The sequence below is a fragment of the Nocardia sp. Tas62D01 genome (assembly GCF_055232035.1).
Genome location: NZ_JBUYUZ010000001.1, coordinates 2,181,896 through 2,199,086, shown reverse-complemented (window position 1 = coordinate 2,199,086; position 17,191 = coordinate 2,181,896). Strand labels below are relative to the sequence as shown.

The window sequence follows — 17,191 nt, the reverse complement described above, 5'->3', positions numbered from 1 at the left end:
CGCGATGCTCCACATCCGCCCCGGAAGGGTCGACCCCTGTCCCCAGCCTGGCGGTTGGTGATCCGCTGCGTGCGTCCGGAGGAGGGCTGGTCTCCGCACCTACCATGTACCCACCCGCGCTGGATTCATCACCACCCGTGGCACCGGTCCAGCCCTTGAGCCGGCGCACTCTCCTTGCTTCGGCCCTGGCCGCAGCGCTGCTGGCTGCCGGGTGCGGCGCCGGCGACGACGCATTGACCTTCTTCTTCGGCGCCAGGCCGCAAGAGGCGCGGGTCCGGCTCCGGATCATTCAGGAGTTCCAGAAAACCCACCCGGAGATCAAGATTCGCACCATCGTGTCCGGCCCGGACCCGCTGCAGCAGATGCTGACCTACTGCGCGGGCGGCAAATGTCCCGATATCTTGATGGCCTGGGAGCTGTTGTACGCGAGCCTCGCCGAGCGCGGCGTGCTGCTCGACTTGAACACGCTGCTCGACCGGGATCCCGAATACGCCGCAGCGCTGCGCCGGGATAGCTTCCCGACGCTGTACGACACGTTCAGCTACGGCGGTGGCCAATACGCGCTGCCCGAGCAGTGGTCCGGGGTGTTCCTCTATTACAACCGGCAACTCTTCGCCGACGCCGGGCTGACACCACCGGCACGCTGGTCCGAGGCGTGGAGTTTCGCCGAATTCCTTGACGCCACCCGGACACTCACCCATCGCGAGCCCTCCGGCCGCACCCGGCAGTGGGGCTTCACCGATGCGTGGGTGCCGTACGTCTCCGCGGCCTGTTTCGGCACGAACAACGGCGCGGAGTGGTTCACGCCGTCCGTGGGTCCGACCCGGACCAATCTCGGCGATCCGCGGTTCGCCGAGGGATTCCAGTTCTACGCCGACCTCGCGGTGCGGCATCATGTGGCGCCGAGAGTCGCTGACCAGCAATCGGTTTCGGCGCCGGACCTGTTCCGGCGGGGCAAGGCCGGTCTGATGATGGGTGGGCACTGGCTCTACTCCGAATTCACCGGAAAGGACGACCTCGACGTCGACCTCACGGTGCTGCCGGTCGGTCCGCACGGTGGTCCAGGCTCGGTGACCGATGTGGGGTGCACCGGTCTGGCCATCGCCGCGGACAGTCCGCGCATCGAACAGGCGTGGGAATTCGTCAAATTCGCAACCGGACCGGCGGGGCAGGCCATTATCGCCGCCTCGGGTCTGTTTGCGCCCGCCTTGAAATCGGCCATGGGCTCACCGGGTTTCGCCGCGGCACACCGCGAAATCCGCAATCTCGAAGTCCTCACCGGCGGCCCGGCGAGCTCCCGTCCGCTGCCCGTCACCCCTGCCTGGGGCAAGGTCTCGGCCCTCCTGGAACGCGGCGGCAACCGAGTCCTCCGCGGCGCCGCAACCGCCGACTCCCTAAACGGCACCCTCACCTCCGACATCAACGCCCTCCTGGAGCCCACATGACCACCACATCGCGAGATCGTTCGTCGAGTGGCACATGGCTGCGGCAAAGGTCGAGAAGCGCTCTCCACCATGTGCCACTCGCCGGGCGCGGGCGGCTGGCGCGGCGGCGGGAGCGGGATGGGTGGTTGTTTGTGGCGCCGAATTTGGCTGCGGTGGGGGTGTTTATGCTTTTTCCGCTGGGGTTTTCGTTGTATTTGAGTTTTCATGCTTGGGATCTGTTCAGTCCGCCACGGTTTGTCGGGGTGGCGAATTATCGGCGGTTGTTCGGGGCCGATCCGCTGTTCGTGATCGCGTTGCGGAACACGGCGCTGTTCACGCTGTTCACGCTGGTGCCGACGGTGGTGATCGGGCTGGCGGTCGCCGCAGCGCTGAATCGAAAGTTGGCCGGTATCGGGATCTTTCGGACCATCGCGTTCCTGCCGCTGGTGGCTTCGACGGTCGCGATGGCCGTGGTGTGGCGGTTCATCTTCACCACCGACAATGGGCTGCTCAACATCATGCTCGGCTGGGTCGGCATCGATCCGGTGCCGTGGCTGACCGATCCGGATTGGGCACTGGTGTCGCTGAGCATCGTGACCGTCTGGAAGAGCGTGCCTTTCGCGACGGTCATCCTGCTTGCCGCTATGCAGGGTGTACCGGAGACACTGTATGAGGCGGCGAAGATCGACGGCGCCGGTGCGCTGCGGCGGTTCTGGTCGATCACGGTGCCGCTGATTCGTGGCCCGCTGTCGTTCGTCTTCGTGATCACGATCATCAACTCGGTGCAGGCGTTCGACCAGGCCTACGCGCTGACCGGCGGCAACGGCGGACCGGAGACCGGCACCTATCTGCTCGGAATCATGCTGTTCCAGAACGCCTTCGGCTTCTACGAGGTGGGCTATGCGGCGGCACTGGCCTGGGTGATCTTCGCGATTCTGTTGGTGGCGACGCTGTTGCAATTGTGGTTCTCCCGGCGCGGAGCGGTCGAATTGTGAACGTCTGCGGCGTTGTTCGCCGGTCGCGTCCCGTTCGACAGCAGAGCGAAGCCGAGCCCGTGGTGCGCGCAAAGGCGGGCAGCAGAGTCCAGCGCGCGATCCTGCGCCGCACCCTGCGCGGTGCCCTGATCTACGCGGCGCTCATCGGGATCGCGTGGTGTGCGCTGGCGCCCATCCTGTGGGCGCTGTCGGGATCGCTGAAACGCGACGGTGAGATTACCGAGCCGAGAGTGCTTCCCGCACAACCACAATGGTCGAATTACGGCGAGGTCTTCGATCTGCTGCCGATGGGCCGGATGCTGCTCAATACCGCGGTCTACGCGTTGTGCGTCACCGCCGGGCAGGTGTTCTTCTGCTCGCTTGCCGGATATGCCTTTGCCCGCTTGCGGTTTCGCGGCCGTGAGGTGCTGTTCCTCGCTTATCTCGGAACATTGATGGTGCCGCTGACGGTCACGGTGATCCCGCAGTTCCTGATCATGCGCGCCTTCGGCTGGGTGGACACCCCGTGGGCGATGATCGTGCCGGGGCTCTTTGGCAGCGCCTTCGGCACATACCTGATGCGCCAGTTCTTCCGCACCCTGCCCACCGAACTCGAGGAAGCCGCCATCATCGACGGCGCCACCACCTGGCAGGTGTACTGGCGAGTGCTGCTCCCGCACACCCGCCCCGCCGTAATGGTGCTGGCCGTCCTCACCTGGATCACCGTCTGGAACGACTTCCTCTGGCCCCTGGTCATAATCCAGCGCGACGAGATCGCCACCGCGACATTGGGTTTGGTTCGCCTGCAAGGTCAGTACTACACCCAATGGCCGATCCTGATGGCCGCCGCCATGGTCATTCTCGCCCCAATGCTTGTGCTGTACGCGATCGCGCAGAAGTCCTTCGTCAGTGGCATCGCGCAGTCGGGAATCGGTGGGCGCTGAGGGGATCGGCAAGTGCCCGGCGCACCGGTCAGCGTCCGAACAGCTGTCCCGGTCAGTTGGCGACGTTGACGTGCTTGTGGATCGTCTGCGGCGCCGCGGCCAGTTCGAGCAGGCAGGTTGCCAGGTCGTCGCGGGTGATTCGGATGCCGAACGTGACGTTGCGCTCCACCACGGTTCGATAGGAACCCTTCGCCGGATTGTCGGTGAGCTGCGGCGCGCGGACGATCGTCCAGTCGAGCGCACTGTCGCGGACTGCCTGCTCAGCCGCCGCCATGTCATCGAGGCTGTCGCGCAGCAGCGGGCGCAGGATGAGCGGTTTCACCACGAAGCGGGTGAACCAATCGTCGCCCGGGCCAGCGATTCTGGCGCTGTTGCTGATCATGATCAGGCGCTGGGCGCCCGCCATTTCCATCGCCTTGCCGATGGCGAGCGCGGCATCGGCGCAGACGGTGGTCGGGCCCTTCACTCTCGCCCCGACCGTGTCCAGCACCGCGTCGGCATCCCGGACCGCGTCGGCGATGTCGGCGGGATTCATGACATCGGCCACGACGACGCGCAGTCGCGGGTGGTCCGGGATGGTGTGGCTGCCACGAACCACTGCGGTCACCTGGTGTCCGGCGGCCAGTGCCTGCCGCACAAGGCGTCCGCCGGTGCCGCCGGTCGCTCCGACGATCGTGAGTCGCATGTCGAACCTCTGTCGGTGGGTGAGTATTTACTAACCTAGGATGGTGAGCATTTACCAACTTGTCAAATAAGGAGGTCTGGTGGGGACGCGCGATCGTATCCTGGACGCCGCCGCGGACATCATGCGCAACCGCGGCGTGGTCTATGCAACGACCAAGGAGATCGCCAAGGCGGCGGGGTATTCCGAAGCCGCGCTCTACAAGCACTTCAGCGACAAAGAGGACCTGATTCTCAACGTCCTCCGCCACCGCATGCCTGGGCCGGAGCAGTCGCCCGCCGAGCCGGGGGCGGCCACCGTCGAAGACAATATCGCGGCGATGGCGCGCGGCGCGCTGAGCTTCTATCAGCAGTCCCTCCCGCTGCTCGGTGGTCTGCTGGCCCAACCGCAGCGCATGGCGGCTCATCGCGATGCCATGAGCCGCCACGGTGCTGGCCCCGGCCAGGCGATCGCGAGTATCGCGGCGTATCTGCGTGCCGAACAGGAACTCGGTCGTATTGACGCCGACGCCGATGTGGATACTGTCGCGGCCCTGCTCGACGGGGCCTGCTTCCATCAGGCATTCCTGCGGTTCTACGACGCCGGACCGGATGCGACGCCCGCGCCCGACGAGCTGGCTCGCAACCTGGCGCGAACCCTCACGCGTGCACTCGGTCCGTCGGCGGGTGCGGCTCGCGGCTGATCCGACGCCGGCGAGATGTAGAACTCGGGCGGGCGCCCGCCGTCATCGAGGAGCGCGGCAACCTCGGCAAGGTTGTGCTGATTCCCTGACGGCTGCTGCCCGTATAGCCGGCAATGGGCTGTGCGGCAGCCCCGCGACGAGTGTTCGTGACGGCGTGGGCGCAGCGGCCGGGTGCGCCGCGTAGACTCTGTTCCTCGTGAGTCTCACCCTCGGAATCGTCGGCCTGCCCAACGTCGGAAAGTCGACGCTGTTCAATGCGCTGACCAAGAACGACGTGCTGGCGGCGAACTACCCGTTCGCGACCATCGAGCCGAACGTCGGGGTGGTGCCACTGCCGGATCCGCGGCTGGAAAAGCTCGTCGAAATCTTCGGTTCCGAGCGCATCGTGCCCGCTGTGGTGTCGTTCGTCGACATCGCGGGCATTGTGAAGGGCGCCTCCGAGGGCGCGGGTCTCGGCAACAAGTTCCTCGCCAACATTCGTGAGGCCGACGCGATCTGCCAGGTGGTGCGGGTATTCGCCGACGACGACGTGGTCCACGTCGACGGACGGGTCGATCCGGCCGCCGACATCGAGGTGATCGAAACCGAGCTGATCATCGCCGACATGCAGACCCTGGAGAAGGCGATCCCGCGCCTCGAGAAGGAAGCCAAGGTCAAGAAGGACCGCAAGCCGGTGCTCGACGCCGCCAAGGCCGCGCAGGCGGTGCTGGACGAGGGCCAGACCCTGTTCTCGGCGCGCGCCAAGCTGGATGGCGAACTGCTGAAAGAACTTTCACTGCTCACCACCAAGCCATTCCTCTACGTCTTCAATGCCGACGAATCCGTCCTCACCGACGATGCGAAGGTCGCCGAACTGAAAGCCGCTGTGGCCCCGGCCGATTCGGTCTTCCTCGACGCCAAGGTGGAAGCCGAACTCCTGGAACTCGACGCCGAATCCGCCGCCGAACTACTGGAATCCATCGGCCAGTTCGAACCAGGCCTGCACGCCTTGGCCCGCGCCGGTTTCCACACCCTCGGCCTGCAGACCTACCTCACCGCAGGCCCGAAAGAGGCCCGCGCCTGGACAATCCACCAGGGCGACACCGCCCCCAAAGCCGCAGGCGTCATCCACACCGACTTCGAACGAGGCTTCATCAAAGCCGAAGTAGTCTCCTTCACCGACCTCGTCGAGTACGGGTCGATGGCGGCCGCCAAGGCTGCGGGGAAGGTGCGTATGGAAGGTAAGGATTACGTCATGGCCGACGGCGACGTCGTCGAGTTCCGGAGCGGATTAGCCTCTGCGAAGAAGTAGGACACCTTCGGAAGGCGGTGCACCACCGGAAGTGCAGGCACAGATCGGAGCAGCAGTGGATGCGGGAACCTCCGGTAACTGGGCCAGGCACGCGCCTGAGGCCAGTCGCAGCATGAGGTCGTCATCAGTGAAGGCGACATCGATGTCCGCCGAGGTATCCATGCTCCACGATGCACACCATCGAGGCTTCTACTCGCGCCGTTCGTAGCGTGAGCGGATGCTCGGTGAGCACGCGATATGCGGCAGAAGCGGAGTGGCCCACGATGCGGATCGGATCGGTTCGGCAGACTCCCAGCAGATCCGCGACATTCTCAGCCACCCACTGCGCGGGATGGCTTCAGCAGAGACCGATGCTGATCAGCTCGGTAAGGCCACCATCATCGACGCCGCCGCGACACCCGTGTCCTCGAGGCTGGACGCATACCGCCCCGCCCGCCCGGCGCCGAGGATCTTCGCCACCACCGACGATGCACACGCGTACGGAACGAGGGTGTGGGGCAATGCCGTCAGCCGACTCGAATCCGCGCAACGGCAGCTGCTGGCGGACTACACAAGGGGGCTGCTCAACGGCTACCGCTGGGCTGGCGCAGTAGGCCTCGTCCAGGCCCACAGCAACCGCACAGGAAAAAACCAGTGGGATACAAGCTGCGGTGCCTAGTTTGGGCGTGTTGGATTTACGGCCACGCGGAGGGAGTCGGTCATGGCGCGCCATCGAGTTCGGCCACGGACAATCGGCAGCATGGACACCGTCGTGCTCGGTGCCCGGCGGCCGGGCTTCCGGCACAGGCAACCACTGACCACGGATTCGGCGAGCATATGAGCACCGCACACGTAGTCCTGCTGCACGGGCAGCCGGGGAATCGCTCGGACTGGGACGATGTCGTCGCACACCTGCGGACGTCGCTGCACGCGCTGGCCTGGGATCGGCCGGGCTACGGCGGCAACGAATCTCCGGCCGCGACACTGGAAGCAAACGCCACCTGGCTGCTCGATCGCCTCGACCTCGCGGGTATCCGCAATGCGGTGCTGGTCGGGCATTCCTACGGTGGAGGTGTCGCGCTGGCAGCGGCCGCACTGGCGCCCGAGCGGGTGCGGGGTCTGGTCCTGATCGCCAGTGTCGGTCCCGGATGCATGATGCCGTGGGACGGGGTGCTCGCCGCTCCGGTCGCCGGGCCGATGTTGTCGATGACGGCCTGGTCGCTGGTGCCGTGGATGGTGCGCCAGTACGAGGGCCGGTTGGCCCCGCGCCGGAGGGCCGCTGCCCCGGCGTCCTGGCAGGCCCTCGCGCACATCCGCCACGACCACGGTCAGGTCTGGCGCAGCTTTCTCACCGAGCAGCGCGAACTGCTCCGCGGTCTGGACCACTGGATCGATCGGCTGGACGGGAGTCCGCTACCGGTTTTGATCCTCGCCGACCCAATGGATAGGGTCGTTCCTGTCTCGACCGCCCGCGCATTGCACGACCGTTTTCCCCGTTCCCGGCTCGAGTTGGTCGGCGAGGGCGGTCATCACTTGCCGCGGCGGATACCCGGTGTCATCGCAGCGAAATTAGGTGAGTTTGTCGACACATTGGACTGAGCGGGTGCGCGCGGGCGCGCGCGGAAAAGTCCAGGCGTACTTGAAGTCCGATCATCTGCCGACGCTGCAGCCCCGGCCGATGTCTCCCGACCACGGCCTGGCGCGGCGGGTGCTCGACGAAGTGCGATGGTCGTTCACGCCGCCACTGCACTGGCTCGAGGGCGTCGGCGCCAACGTCGTGCTGTCGGTGCTGTATCTGCTTTTCTCGCCGCTGACCCACCCGCACCGGCAGTTCGGTTGGGTGGTGCTGGTCGGCACCTACTTCGCGACGTTCATCCTGGCCGATGTCACCACCACCAACGTGCTCGGCATGGACGCCCGCCGGGTCCGGGCGAGCCTGGCCGAAGGCATGTCGCTGCGCGGCATTCTGCTGACGAAAAACCTTGCCCTGCTGATCATCGTCGGCCTGCCGACGATGGCGCTGACCGCCATCCTGGCGCACTCGCTGCGGCCGAAGCCGTTCGCGGGGACACTGTCCTCGGTGGCGCTGCCGATGCTGTTCTGGCTCGGTGTCGGCAACATCATCTCGGTGCTGCTGGCTGTCGAGACCCGGACGCTGGTGCGGCGCTGGCGCGAGCGCCGCAGCCGGACGATTGTGCTGTGGATCGCGCACCTGACCCTGCCCTACGGGCTGTACTACCTGGTCGCCCCCATCGATGGCACCCAGCACGACCCGCTGTTGCGGCTGCTCCCACATCTCGACCGCAACCTGCGCTTCGTCTTCAACGCCTGTGTCGGCCTAGTCGTTTGGATCCTAGGTACCGTCATCGCCTTGGTGATCGTCCGCCGCCGCGGCTTGCGTGTGTACTGATTCCAGCCGGTCCCCCGCAGTCAGTTCCCGTTGCGGTTGAGCACTGCTAGTTAGTGGACTGCTCGCCGCGTCACTTGGACACGAGCGCCTGGGCGCGGCGGTAGCACGGGCATCGAGTGGTCGAATCGACCAGGTCGGGCTTGCGCGCTTAGGCGTCCAACTGATCTGGGCTCGGCTGCGCTGGCGGCATCGACGGTGATCACGAGCAACCGCGAACCCCCGGAGATTCTCACCATGATGGCCGACCCACTGCTCGCGCAGTCGGCGATGGACCGGCTGCAATCGGCCGCCTACGAGCTGGTCGTCGAGGGCGAGTCCTACCGTCAACGGCGGAAGCCACGCCGCGGCAAACCAGCCGAACCCAGCGCCTCGGATTGACCAGCAGCCCGGTCATCGGCCACGCATCTGCATACGGCCCGCGACCGGACGCAGCCCGGTCCCATGCTCATGGCAAACCGGTGGTCCCTTCAGGCTGGCAGCCGACAGATAAGGAACGCACCGAGGTCACCCTGCCGGGCTAGTTCCCTCTCACGGAGGGCGCGGTGGGCCGATCGAGGATTCCTGAACCCGCGACCCCTTTTCGTCATTCCACTCGACGTCTCCGACTCGCGGGGTGACTGGTTCATTCGACTCCGGTATCGGCAAACGCCTTCTCCCCGACCCAGTATCGGAATGAACACCTACCGACGTATTCCGAAGACTCGCGTAGAGGCAATGGGGGCCAACACGAAAACTAATCCGCACCAACACCCATCCGCGACGATCGCTGAGCTCCGCCAGGGCTGGGTTATCCGCCGGGCGCGCGTTCGGCATCGCGCGCAACGCCCGTTCCGACCGAGCGTAGACCGGTGGGGTTCTTGGCTGCCCTCACGTGCCCAGCACCGTGTTCGCTGGCCTGATAGCGCTCAGGTGGCGTCGCCGGGTTCCATCGTGTGCCGGTTCGCTTCCGCGAGTAGGTCCGCTGCCAAGTGTGCACAATGGTTCTTGGCATAACAGGACTTATGACGCAGCAGCATTTCGTTCAGCTGGGCAGCGAGGTCCTCGAAGGTGCGCCCTCTGGCGGCCGAGTCGAGGTCTGTGTCCGGGTCGAGGAGGGCATCGAGAGGGATTTTCCAATTCCACACACGCTCGCGGCGGTAGGTGCCGAGTTCAATGCTGAAGCGCTCGTAGTCGATTGGAAGGTTCTCGTCGCTGGACCCGCTGGGGATGTCGGTGTTGATCGTGACGGCTATCGCGCCATCCGGAAGGCTCTCCTCGACGTACAGAGTCTCCAACCAAGCACAGTTCAACGTGAGCAGTCGTCGCCGCCACTTAGTTTTGCGTGTCGAAGGCAGACAGGACACGTTCCACGACGTGGGGTGGGTGGCCATGGCGTTAGGGATCGTTCGGTGGATGTAGGCGGCTACGGCTGTACGAACGTCGGGGTATGCCGGGTGGCGTTGCAGCTCCCGGTACTTGTCAGCTGACATGAATAGTTACTTACCACGGGTTTCCGGGCTAAGTGTGCCGAAATCTGTTGGTGCTCAACAAATTGCCTGTCACGAAGTGTTGATGAGTGGACCGGTCTTCGAACTGTGTATTACGCCTGATCAACGGCCGAAATCATCACTGTTTCGGGATGATTCGAACAGTCTCGGGATCGAAGGTCTTCCGCCCTCGCGGCGCAGGGAAAAGGCGAACCTCGCAAAGCAGGTCGATGGTTGCGCGGCGGGCGGCCAGGTCGGCATCCTCGAACGCGGCGACCGGTGACGGCGCCAACAAAATGGACGACGCTGCGGACCCAGCTGTCATCGCGGGACTTCACCCTGTCGAACGCAGAGATGGGATTCTCGGTGTACGTCTCTACCAGAGTCCAGCCGCGGGATCCGATGATCTGCAGACAGTCCTCTCGCTGCCGTTCGACCGCGAGCCCTTCGCCCGAGCGGTCCAGGCTCACACGCAGGTAGATGGCGGCGGTCAACCGGGCCGACCCGACCACTTGTTCGCCGGGCATCCTTTTGGCCCTCGACGAAGGCAACCACACGATTTTCACAACCCACCGCCCGGGGAATTCAGGGCATCGAACCCCGGACACCAACAAACGTAGGGCACACTCATGCGGATTCTCATCTCCGGCGCCAGCGTCGCCGGTCCGGTGCTGGCGTACTGGCACACCAGACACGGCTTTTCCGTCAGCCGATGCGGGTCCGTTCGGTCGTCGCGTCCTCGGTGTGGACAGCTATCCAGCACAGCCGGACGCGGCATCGAATCTGTCACGGTTGCGCAAGTCAGTCGTCGTAGTGTCCGCCTACGCCGATCACAACAACTTCCGTGTCGGTGACGTAGTAGATCAAGCGATGCTCTCTGGTGATTCGCCTCGACCATTTCCCGGTGAGTTGGTGTTTGAGCGGCTCGGGCTTTCCGATACCGGTGAAGGGGTCGGCAAGCACTGCGGTGATCAACTTGTTCGCCGCCCGCAAAACCGTTCGATCGCGAGTAAGCCACAACGTGTAGGTTTCCCAGCCATAGGAAGTGAATACGAGCTTCCGGTCAGGCATCCGGGTCCAACAACTCTCGGGCTTCGAACTCTCCTCGTTCCGCATCGCGTGCGGACTCGAGCAGACGAACGCCGCCGTGGGTAGCGAGAACGTAAAGCGTCTCCTGGATGGAGTTCCAATCGGATTCGGAGACGAGCACCGCGTTCTCACCGCTCTTCGTCACGACGGTGACGGTGTCGTGGTCGTCGTTGACCTGCTGCACCAGCGAAAACAGCTGCTGACGCACGGTCGAAATCGGTAGCGCGGTCATACCAAACCCTTCGGTGAAGTCGTACGAGATATCGTACAATTTCGTGTTCTGAATCGCAACAGTGCCCGCGCTCCGAGTAGGGTTGGCTCGCCATCCGCTCGCAAAGGTTGTTCCGCTGCGGAATTCGGTCGAGTTCCGCTTCAACGTCTGATCCTCTCGGCGGTCCGCACCGTCGTAGATCCAAGCGCTACGAACGGGGCTGCCGTACCGTCGTCGACGTGACCTGGCTTGTGGGCGAAGCGAAGTCGTTGGCGGCTGAGCACCTCGCTGCATTTCCGCGGCGCTTGCGGCATGCGGGTGTGGTCGCTGCCCAAGGGAAGTGGTTGGCGTCGGCTTTCGCCCGGACGGAGACGTCCTGATCGCCGCGTGCCGGCTGCATGACATCGGGTACGCGCCGACGATCCGCGACACGGGTTTCACCCGATCGACGGTGCTCGGTTTGTGCGCTCGATCGGCTGGGACGAACGGTTGTGTGCCCTTGTCGCGTGCCATTCGTGAAGCGGAACTCACCAAATACTCAACGGCCGGTAGTAGCCGACGGGGGCCTAGTCTGGTCCGCTCGGAGGTCAGCTGGTCGGCAAGCGTCCTTCTCGACCTGGTTCACTCCGGGCGGTCTCACCAGTCTGGCGGTACACGATGCCACTGGCCCACCCGCCTGCGTACCGGCCTGGCGGGACGAAACCGGCCAGCAGAATCGACCCGGCAGGCGCAGCCGCATTCGGCAGCGCGCTATTGCGGCCCATCGGTGTATTGGGTTAGCTGTCGTCGCTGCGCGGGCGAGTAGGATACTGCTGGTCAGGCTGGGTTCGGGTTGATTTCTGGCCCGCTGCAGCCCACACGGGATTGGACGGTGAACAGCAAATAATTCATTGTGGAGCACCATTCTCGGAGGTTCGATCATGTTCCGTTTCTCGCTATTTCTCGCCACCGTCGCCGCCGGGTTCGCGACGGCACTGACCGCCACTGTCGCCGCAGAGGCCGCCCCCGGTGACCTCGATGCGCCCGGTACACCGTGCGGCCCCAACATGGTCATCAACACTCACGCAGACTGCGTCGCCATCGGCAGTTTCTGCACGCTGACCGACGGCATGGTCATCGGGACTATCGGCCAGGATGGACGCTGCGTCATCCCCGGCACGAATATCTGACCCGGCGCGTCGACTTCTCGGCGCGCGCAGCCGCTGCCTGAGCCCGCTGCACGCGTCTATACGAGCGAATGCTCGCTGATCAGCTCCCCGGTGAACGTTCCGTTGACCGGAATTTCGTGCACCGCAAGGAATAGCAACAAGTCGGCACAGAAGTCGATGGGGCCCAGCTGGATTCGTCGCGCGGCCACGAATTCGGTTGTCGGCAGCACGTACACATGCAGCACATCGCGCACCTGCGGCCAACCCAAGACTGATGGATCGAACAGGTCGCGCACCCGGCAACGATATCGAGGGTCAGCCGACTAACCTCGGCGAAGACGAGCTGGTCCGGAGGAGGTGGTCATGCGGCGAGGGGCATGGGGTACGGCTGGCGCGACCGCGCTTGCGGTGCTGCTCTGGGGTGAGGTCGCGCACTGGTGGGCATCCAGGGCGGGGTTGGGTGGCGGTGGTCCGACGGTGCCCGAGTCGGAGGCGTTGATCGTGCTGGGGTTTGCCAATCGCCGGGAGGATCGGGCGAACGCGCTCAATCGGTGGCGGGTGCAGGCCGCGCTTCGCTCGCTGGACGAGAGCGTGCCCGATAGTCGTCTGATCTTTTGCGGGGCGACGCGGCCTGGTGGGTCGGTGTCGGAGGCCGAACTCATGGCGCGCTATGCGCTGGGAGAGTGCGGGGCGTCGAGCGAGCAGATCCGGTTGGAGGAACAGTCACGGACGACATGGGAGAACATCCAGAACGCGATCCCGTTCATGGAGGACGCGGATTCGATCAAAGTCATCTCGAATCCCATGCACGCGTTGCGGGGTCGGCTGTATCTGGAATGCCAGCGTCCCGATCTGGCGCGGCGGCTTCGTCGCGGCGCTGACTACCGGTTCGGCGAGAAGTGCTGGATCAAACCATTTTTCGCCGTTTACGGTCTCTTGGACCTGGCTCGAACGCGTAAAGCCTTGCGGGAAAAAGGATGCGATTGATTACCGCTGTCGGGGGTAGAGCCGCACCACCGTGCCGTCGACGTCCGCCGCCAGATATGCGCCGCCGTAATCATCGGTCAGGTACACCATCACGGTCGGCTGATCGTTGTTGAAGGTCCAGGCGGGATCGACTATCACATAGCGGAGGGTCGGCTTGGTGATACCGAGTTTGGCCTCCGCTGTGCGCAACAGCGCGGGAAGGATGTCCCAGTCTATCGAGCGCAGCTTCACCGTGGCCGCTTCGGAGAGTTCGCCACCGGGCCCCTTGCGGCTGGCTACCCCGTTGCGGTAGGTGAATTCGTCGTAGATCTTCGGCTGGCCGACAACCGGGGCGCCGGCGTTGACGTAGCTCGGATAGAACGTTGCCTCGTTGAATTCCTGTCCGCCGGAGACCTTTTCCAGTGCGGTGATCGCCTGCCGGACGCCGTCGGGGGTGAGCAGGTCCGCGGCATCCTCGGGCACCGGGACACCGGGCGTCGGGAGGCCGGGGGGAAGGCTCATTCCGGACGGCTGGCTCGAGATTGCTTGAACCCCAGCCGAGTCGGGCCGCAAAGCCACCGTCACCGCGACGGTGACGGCAAGCACGACAGCGGCGGCCACGAGTCCCCCAACGATCGTGCGTCGATGTGACCGTGGCGCTGTGTGATCCGCGGGCACGCGCACCGACACGGACGGTGTTGCGACCGCGTCGGGTGCGGCGGTTGCCTGCAAGAGCATCCGGTCCACCTGGTCTGGACGCGGGCGCTGGTCCGGGTCGGGCACCAGCAGCGCCTGGAGGACAGTTGTCAGCGGCCCGGCGTGCTGGGGCGCCGGGACTTCGCCTTTCAGGACGGCCGCCAGCGTGGCGACAGAGGTGTCGCGACGCATCGGGTGATAGCCCTCCACCGCGACGTAGAGCACCAGTCCCAACGACCACAGGTCGGAGGCGGGATGACCCTCCTGGCCGCTGAGTCGTTCCGGCGCAACATAATCCAGTGAACCGACCACGCTGCCGGTAGATGTCAGGCCACTCAACCCATTGATCGCCGCGATGCCGAAATCGGTCAACACCGGTGAACCGTCCTCGCGCAGTAGCACGTTCGCGGGTTTGATATCGCGATGCAGGACGCCCACCGCGTGTGCGGCGCGAAGGGCGGCGAGTATCCCGCGGCCGACATGCGCCGCATGGCCCGGAGCCATCGGGCCCTGGGCGAGATGATCCGCCAGGGTGCGGCCGCGAACCAACTCCATGACGATCCACGGATGCGCCGCGGCAGGCGAATCCACGATGTGGTGAATGGCCACGACATTCGGATGGCCGATCCGGGCCAGCGCCCTCGCCTCCCGCAGCACCCGCTCCCGTTGCACGCCCGACGAACTCGCCGCACCGTCCGACTCGTCGGCCCGCACCTCCTTCAGTGCCACTTCACGATGCAGGGCAAGGTCATAGGCGCGCCACACCGTCCCCATGCCGCCGCTGCCGAGCGGTTCGAGCAGCTCGAAACGCCCGTCCACCACTGTCCGCCCGGAAACCACGGCGCAAGCCTATGGGCTTTGCACCAACTGCGCGAGACGCGGGCGCACTCGAAGATGCGCGAACCGCTCGGTCCGAACTGGAAAGCGCGCCACCAATTCGAATTCACCCCCTACACAACGGGCAGCCGCACCGGCTTGGCGGTACCTCCCGCGCCGCCTCACTCTGACACCGTTGGCGCACAATCGCTTCCGCTACGAGAAGATCAGCGCACGCTACAAGAGTTTGCCATTGAACCCTTGCGGCAGCAGCCTGCCGGCAACCTCGTGCGGCACCTCCCGCACGATGGCCGACCCACATCGAACCCCGACGTGTCCCCTTTACCTGGCGCTCGGCGGCCGCGGCCACGGGTTGTCCTCCGCGTGTTCGATCGACTCGTTGAACCTGGCGATGTACTTGCCGAGCTGCTCGATGTCCGCATCGGACCAATCGGCGACCACCGCTGCGATGCCCTCGTGGCTCTGCGCGCGGTCGGCGGCCACCAACTCCATGCCCTTGTCGCTGGCCCGGATCTTGCGGGCGATCCCGCCGTCTGGATCCGGCACCCGTTCGACCAGCCCGTGCTTCAGCATGGCGGCAACCTGTCGGTTGATTGTCGAGATGTCCAGCTGAAAGGCCTCCGACAACTCGCGCAGGCTGAGCGGCGAGTCGATTTCCAGTCTGGTCAGGATGAGGAACGCCGACCGGTCGAGCTGGAAGCCGGGTCGGCGCAGCAGAGACGAGGGGAAGTGCCGGGACAGCAGGGTCAGCTCGAAGACGAGGCGCGAGAGTGCATTGTTATCCGCAGGGCCGGGTTCGGACATGGACCAACACTATGTCGCCTGGATCACGGTCATACCAAATTGTGCACGATACATACGATGTGTACCGTGCATATGTGACTGTTGCTGCCGACGCGTCTCCGACCGTCTCTGGTTCCGACGACCGGCGCCGCCCCGCGCCAGGCCTGCTGATCGCTACTCTGGGCACCGTCGGTGTCGTCGTTTCGCTGATGCAGACGCTGGTTATCCCGATCATTCCGTCGCTGCCCGCGTTGCTGAGCACCTCGGCGTCCAACGCGTCCTGGGTCATCACCGCGACCCTGCTCGCCGGCGCCGTGGCGACCCCGATCAGCGGCCGGCTCGGCGATATGTTCGGCAAGCGTCGGATCCTGTTCGCGAATATTCTGTTGCTTATCGCCGGTTCGGTGGTCTGCGCGATGTTCTCCTCGCTCGTGCCGGAGATCATCGGTCGTTCGCTGCAGGGCGCTGCCGTCGGTGCGATTCCGCTCGGCATCAGCATCATGCGCGACGAACTGCCCGCCGAGAAGGTGGGTTCGGCGATGGCGATCATGAGCGCCACTCTCGGCGTCGGGGGCGCCATCGGCCTGCCGGTCGCCGCGGCGATCGCGCAGAACGCGGACTGGCACATGCTGTTCTGGACCGCTGCCGCGCTCGGCGTGGTCTGCGCGGCACTGGTTTTCATCTTCGTGCCGGAATCCCCGGTGCGCACCCCGGCCAGGTTCGACTTCGGTGGCGCGGTCGGCTTGTCGATCGCGTTGCTCGCCTTGCTGATCGGCATCACCAAGGGTGCGGACTGGGGTTGGGGCAGCGCCCGGATTCTGGTGCTGTTCGCGGTGGCGCTGGTGGTGTTCCTGGCGTGGGGCGCTTATGAATTGCGGCAGCGTTCGCCGCTGGTCGACCTGCGGGTCTCCGCGCGGCCCCGGGTGTTGTTCACCAACTTCGCTTCCGTCGCGGTCGGTTTCTCGCTGTACGGAATGTCGCTGACCTTCCCGCAGCTGCTGATGGCGCCGGAGCAGACCGGATACGGCTTCGGCCTGTCCATGGTCAATGCCGGTTTGGCGCTCGCGCCAACGGGATTCGTCATGATGATGCTGTCGCCGGTGTCGGCGCGACTGTCGGCCAGCAAGGGGCCGAAGGTCACCCTCGCGCTCGGTTCGGCCGTAATCGCGGTGGGCTACCTGTGCGCGGTGGTGCTGATGAACAGCGTCTGGGAAATCATGCTCGCGGCGGTGATCGTGGCGGGCGGTGTCGGCCTGGCGTACGCGGCGATGCCCGCGCTGATCATGGGCGCGGTGCCGATCACCGAAACCGCCGCGGCCAATGGCCTCAACTCGCTGATGCGCTCGATCGGCACGTCGACCTCGTCGGCCGTCATGAGCGTGGTGCTCGCCCACATGACCATCTCGCTCGGCGTGCATCTGCTGCCCTCGCGCGAGGGATTCCACACCACCTTCTTCATCGCGATGGCCGCCGCGATCGTCGGCATCGCGCTCACGGTCTGTATCCCGATGCGCAAGGCGGCGGATGCCGCGGACAAGGCCGGGCACGCCTGATCATCGGGCCAACCCGCCAGAACGACAACGGGCCGATCCTCAACGGCGAGGAATCG

19 protein-coding genes and 1 pseudogene are annotated in these 17,191 nt (G+C 65.2%); 13 read left to right on the top strand and 7 right to left on the bottom strand.

Annotated elements, in window-relative coordinates:
- Positions 1-104 precede the first annotated feature (104 nt).
- The 3 genes from ACV7NQ_RS10780 to ACV7NQ_RS10770 all read left to right on the top strand — a co-directional run bounded on the left by ACV7NQ_RS10780 (position 105) and on the right by ACV7NQ_RS10770 (position 3,342).
- Positions 105-1,445 (top strand): ABC transporter substrate-binding protein, encoded by a 1,341-nt coding sequence (locus ACV7NQ_RS10780; RefSeq protein WP_463359493.1) that lies wholly within the window; start codon positions 105-107, stop codon positions 1,443-1,445.
- A 95-nt stretch (positions 1,446-1,540) separates the two neighbouring features.
- Positions 1,541-2,419, top strand: coding sequence for a carbohydrate ABC transporter permease (locus ACV7NQ_RS10775; protein WP_463365619.1), 879 nt, complete (start codon positions 1,541-1,543; stop codon positions 2,417-2,419).
- A gap of 98 nt (positions 2,420-2,517) precedes the next feature.
- Positions 2,518-3,342 carry a carbohydrate ABC transporter permease gene (locus tag ACV7NQ_RS10770; protein ID WP_463365618.1) on the top strand — a complete coding sequence of 275 codons (825 nt, stop codon included), beginning with the start codon at positions 2,518-2,520 and terminating at the stop codon, positions 3,340-3,342.
- 52 nt (positions 3,343-3,394) lie between these two features.
- Here the strand turns inward: ACV7NQ_RS10770 and ACV7NQ_RS10765 are convergent, their stop codons facing one another.
- Positions 3,395-4,027: an NAD(P)-dependent oxidoreductase gene (locus tag ACV7NQ_RS10765; protein WP_463359492.1), complete on the bottom strand. Its 633-nt coding sequence runs from the start codon at positions 4,025-4,027 to the stop codon at positions 3,395-3,397.
- A 79-nt stretch (positions 4,028-4,106) separates the two neighbouring features.
- Between ACV7NQ_RS10765 and ACV7NQ_RS10760 the strand changes: the two genes are divergently transcribed.
- The 6 genes and pseudogenes from ACV7NQ_RS10760 to ACV7NQ_RS10735 form a co-directional block, all read left to right on the top strand.
- The gene (locus ACV7NQ_RS10760; RefSeq protein ID WP_463359491.1) at positions 4,107-4,706 is read left to right on the top strand and encodes a TetR/AcrR family transcriptional regulator; all 600 of its coding nucleotides are present in this window, start codon (positions 4,107-4,109) and stop codon (positions 4,704-4,706) included.
- Between the two features lie 196 nt (positions 4,707-4,902).
- Positions 4,903-5,997, top strand: a complete 1,095-nt coding sequence (gene ychF, locus ACV7NQ_RS10755) for a redox-regulated ATPase YchF (protein ID WP_463359490.1) — start codon at positions 4,903-4,905, stop codon at positions 5,995-5,997.
- Positions 5,998-6,214: 217 nt separating this feature from the next.
- Positions 6,215-6,655 (top strand): hypothetical protein, encoded by a 441-nt coding sequence (locus ACV7NQ_RS10750; RefSeq protein ID WP_463359489.1) that lies wholly within the window; start codon positions 6,215-6,217, stop codon positions 6,653-6,655.
- Between the two features lie 158 nt (positions 6,656-6,813).
- A complete protein-coding gene (locus tag ACV7NQ_RS10745) occupies positions 6,814-7,575 on the top strand; it encodes an alpha/beta fold hydrolase (RefSeq protein ID WP_463359488.1) in 762 nt (253 codons plus the stop codon).
- Positions 7,550-8,386: a hypothetical protein gene (locus ACV7NQ_RS10740; RefSeq protein WP_463359487.1), complete on the top strand. Its 837-nt coding sequence runs from the start codon at positions 7,550-7,552 to the stop codon at positions 8,384-8,386. Before ACV7NQ_RS10745 ends, ACV7NQ_RS10740 begins: the two co-directional genes overlap by 26 nt.
- A gap of 189 nt (positions 8,387-8,575) precedes the next feature.
- A pseudogene (locus tag ACV7NQ_RS10735) lies at positions 8,576-8,764 on the top strand (ATP-binding protein); the annotation flags it as partial.
- A 527-nt stretch (positions 8,765-9,291) separates the two neighbouring features.
- Here ACV7NQ_RS10735 and ACV7NQ_RS10730 read toward each other — a convergent pair.
- Positions 9,292-9,855 (bottom strand): hypothetical protein, encoded by a 564-nt coding sequence (locus ACV7NQ_RS10730; RefSeq protein WP_463359486.1) that lies wholly within the window; start codon positions 9,853-9,855, stop codon positions 9,292-9,294.
- A gap of 82 nt (positions 9,856-9,937) precedes the next feature.
- On the opposite strand from ACV7NQ_RS10730, the gene ACV7NQ_RS10725 reads away from it, so the two are divergent.
- A complete protein-coding gene (locus ACV7NQ_RS10725; RefSeq protein ID WP_463359485.1) occupies positions 9,938-10,135 on the top strand; it encodes a hypothetical protein in 198 nt (65 codons plus the stop codon).
- 518 nt (positions 10,136-10,653) lie between these two features.
- On the opposite strand, the gene ACV7NQ_RS10720 is transcribed toward ACV7NQ_RS10725, so the two are convergent.
- On the bottom strand, positions 10,654-10,923 hold the full coding sequence (locus tag ACV7NQ_RS10720; RefSeq protein ID WP_463359484.1) for a Txe/YoeB family addiction module toxin: 270 nt from the start codon (positions 10,921-10,923) through the stop codon (positions 10,654-10,656).
- Positions 10,916-11,173 carry a type II toxin-antitoxin system Phd/YefM family antitoxin gene (locus ACV7NQ_RS10715; RefSeq protein ID WP_463359483.1) on the bottom strand — a complete coding sequence of 86 codons (258 nt, stop codon included), beginning with the start codon at positions 11,171-11,173 and terminating at the stop codon, positions 10,916-10,918. The genes ACV7NQ_RS10720 and ACV7NQ_RS10715 overlap by 8 nt, the downstream gene beginning before the upstream one ends.
- 899 nt (positions 11,174-12,072) lie before the next feature.
- On the opposite strand from ACV7NQ_RS10715, the gene ACV7NQ_RS10710 reads away from it, so the two are divergent.
- On the top strand, positions 12,073-12,321 hold the full coding sequence (locus tag ACV7NQ_RS10710) for a hypothetical protein (RefSeq protein ID WP_463359482.1): 249 nt from the start codon (positions 12,073-12,075) through the stop codon (positions 12,319-12,321).
- Between the two features lie 56 nt (positions 12,322-12,377).
- Here ACV7NQ_RS10710 and ACV7NQ_RS10705 read toward each other — a convergent pair whose 3' ends face one another.
- Positions 12,378-12,596, bottom strand: a complete 219-nt coding sequence (locus ACV7NQ_RS10705) for a hypothetical protein (protein ID WP_463359481.1) — start codon at positions 12,594-12,596, stop codon at positions 12,378-12,380.
- Positions 12,597-12,663: 67 nt separating this feature from the next.
- Between ACV7NQ_RS10705 and ACV7NQ_RS10700 the strand changes: the two genes are divergently transcribed.
- Positions 12,664-13,287, top strand: a complete 624-nt coding sequence (locus tag ACV7NQ_RS10700; RefSeq protein WP_463359480.1) for a YdcF family protein — start codon at positions 12,664-12,666, stop codon at positions 13,285-13,287.
- Here the strand turns inward: ACV7NQ_RS10700 and ACV7NQ_RS10695 are convergent, their stop codons facing one another.
- Together ACV7NQ_RS10695 and ACV7NQ_RS10690 are read right to left on the bottom strand one after the other, a co-directional pair.
- On the bottom strand, positions 13,288-14,802 hold the full coding sequence (locus ACV7NQ_RS10695; RefSeq protein ID WP_463359479.1) for a serine/threonine-protein kinase: 1,515 nt from the start codon (positions 14,800-14,802) through the stop codon (positions 13,288-13,290).
- 318 nt (positions 14,803-15,120) lie between these two features.
- Complete coding sequence (locus ACV7NQ_RS10690) at positions 15,121-15,603, bottom strand: MarR family winged helix-turn-helix transcriptional regulator (protein WP_463359478.1); 483 nt, start codon at positions 15,601-15,603, stop codon at positions 15,121-15,123.
- Between the two features lie 74 nt (positions 15,604-15,677).
- Between ACV7NQ_RS10690 and ACV7NQ_RS10685 the strand changes: the two genes are divergently transcribed.
- Positions 15,678-17,135 carry an MFS transporter gene (locus tag ACV7NQ_RS10685; RefSeq protein WP_463359477.1) on the top strand — a complete coding sequence of 486 codons (1,458 nt, stop codon included), beginning with the start codon at positions 15,678-15,680 and terminating at the stop codon, positions 17,133-17,135.
- Positions 17,136-17,191 lie beyond the last annotated feature (56 nt).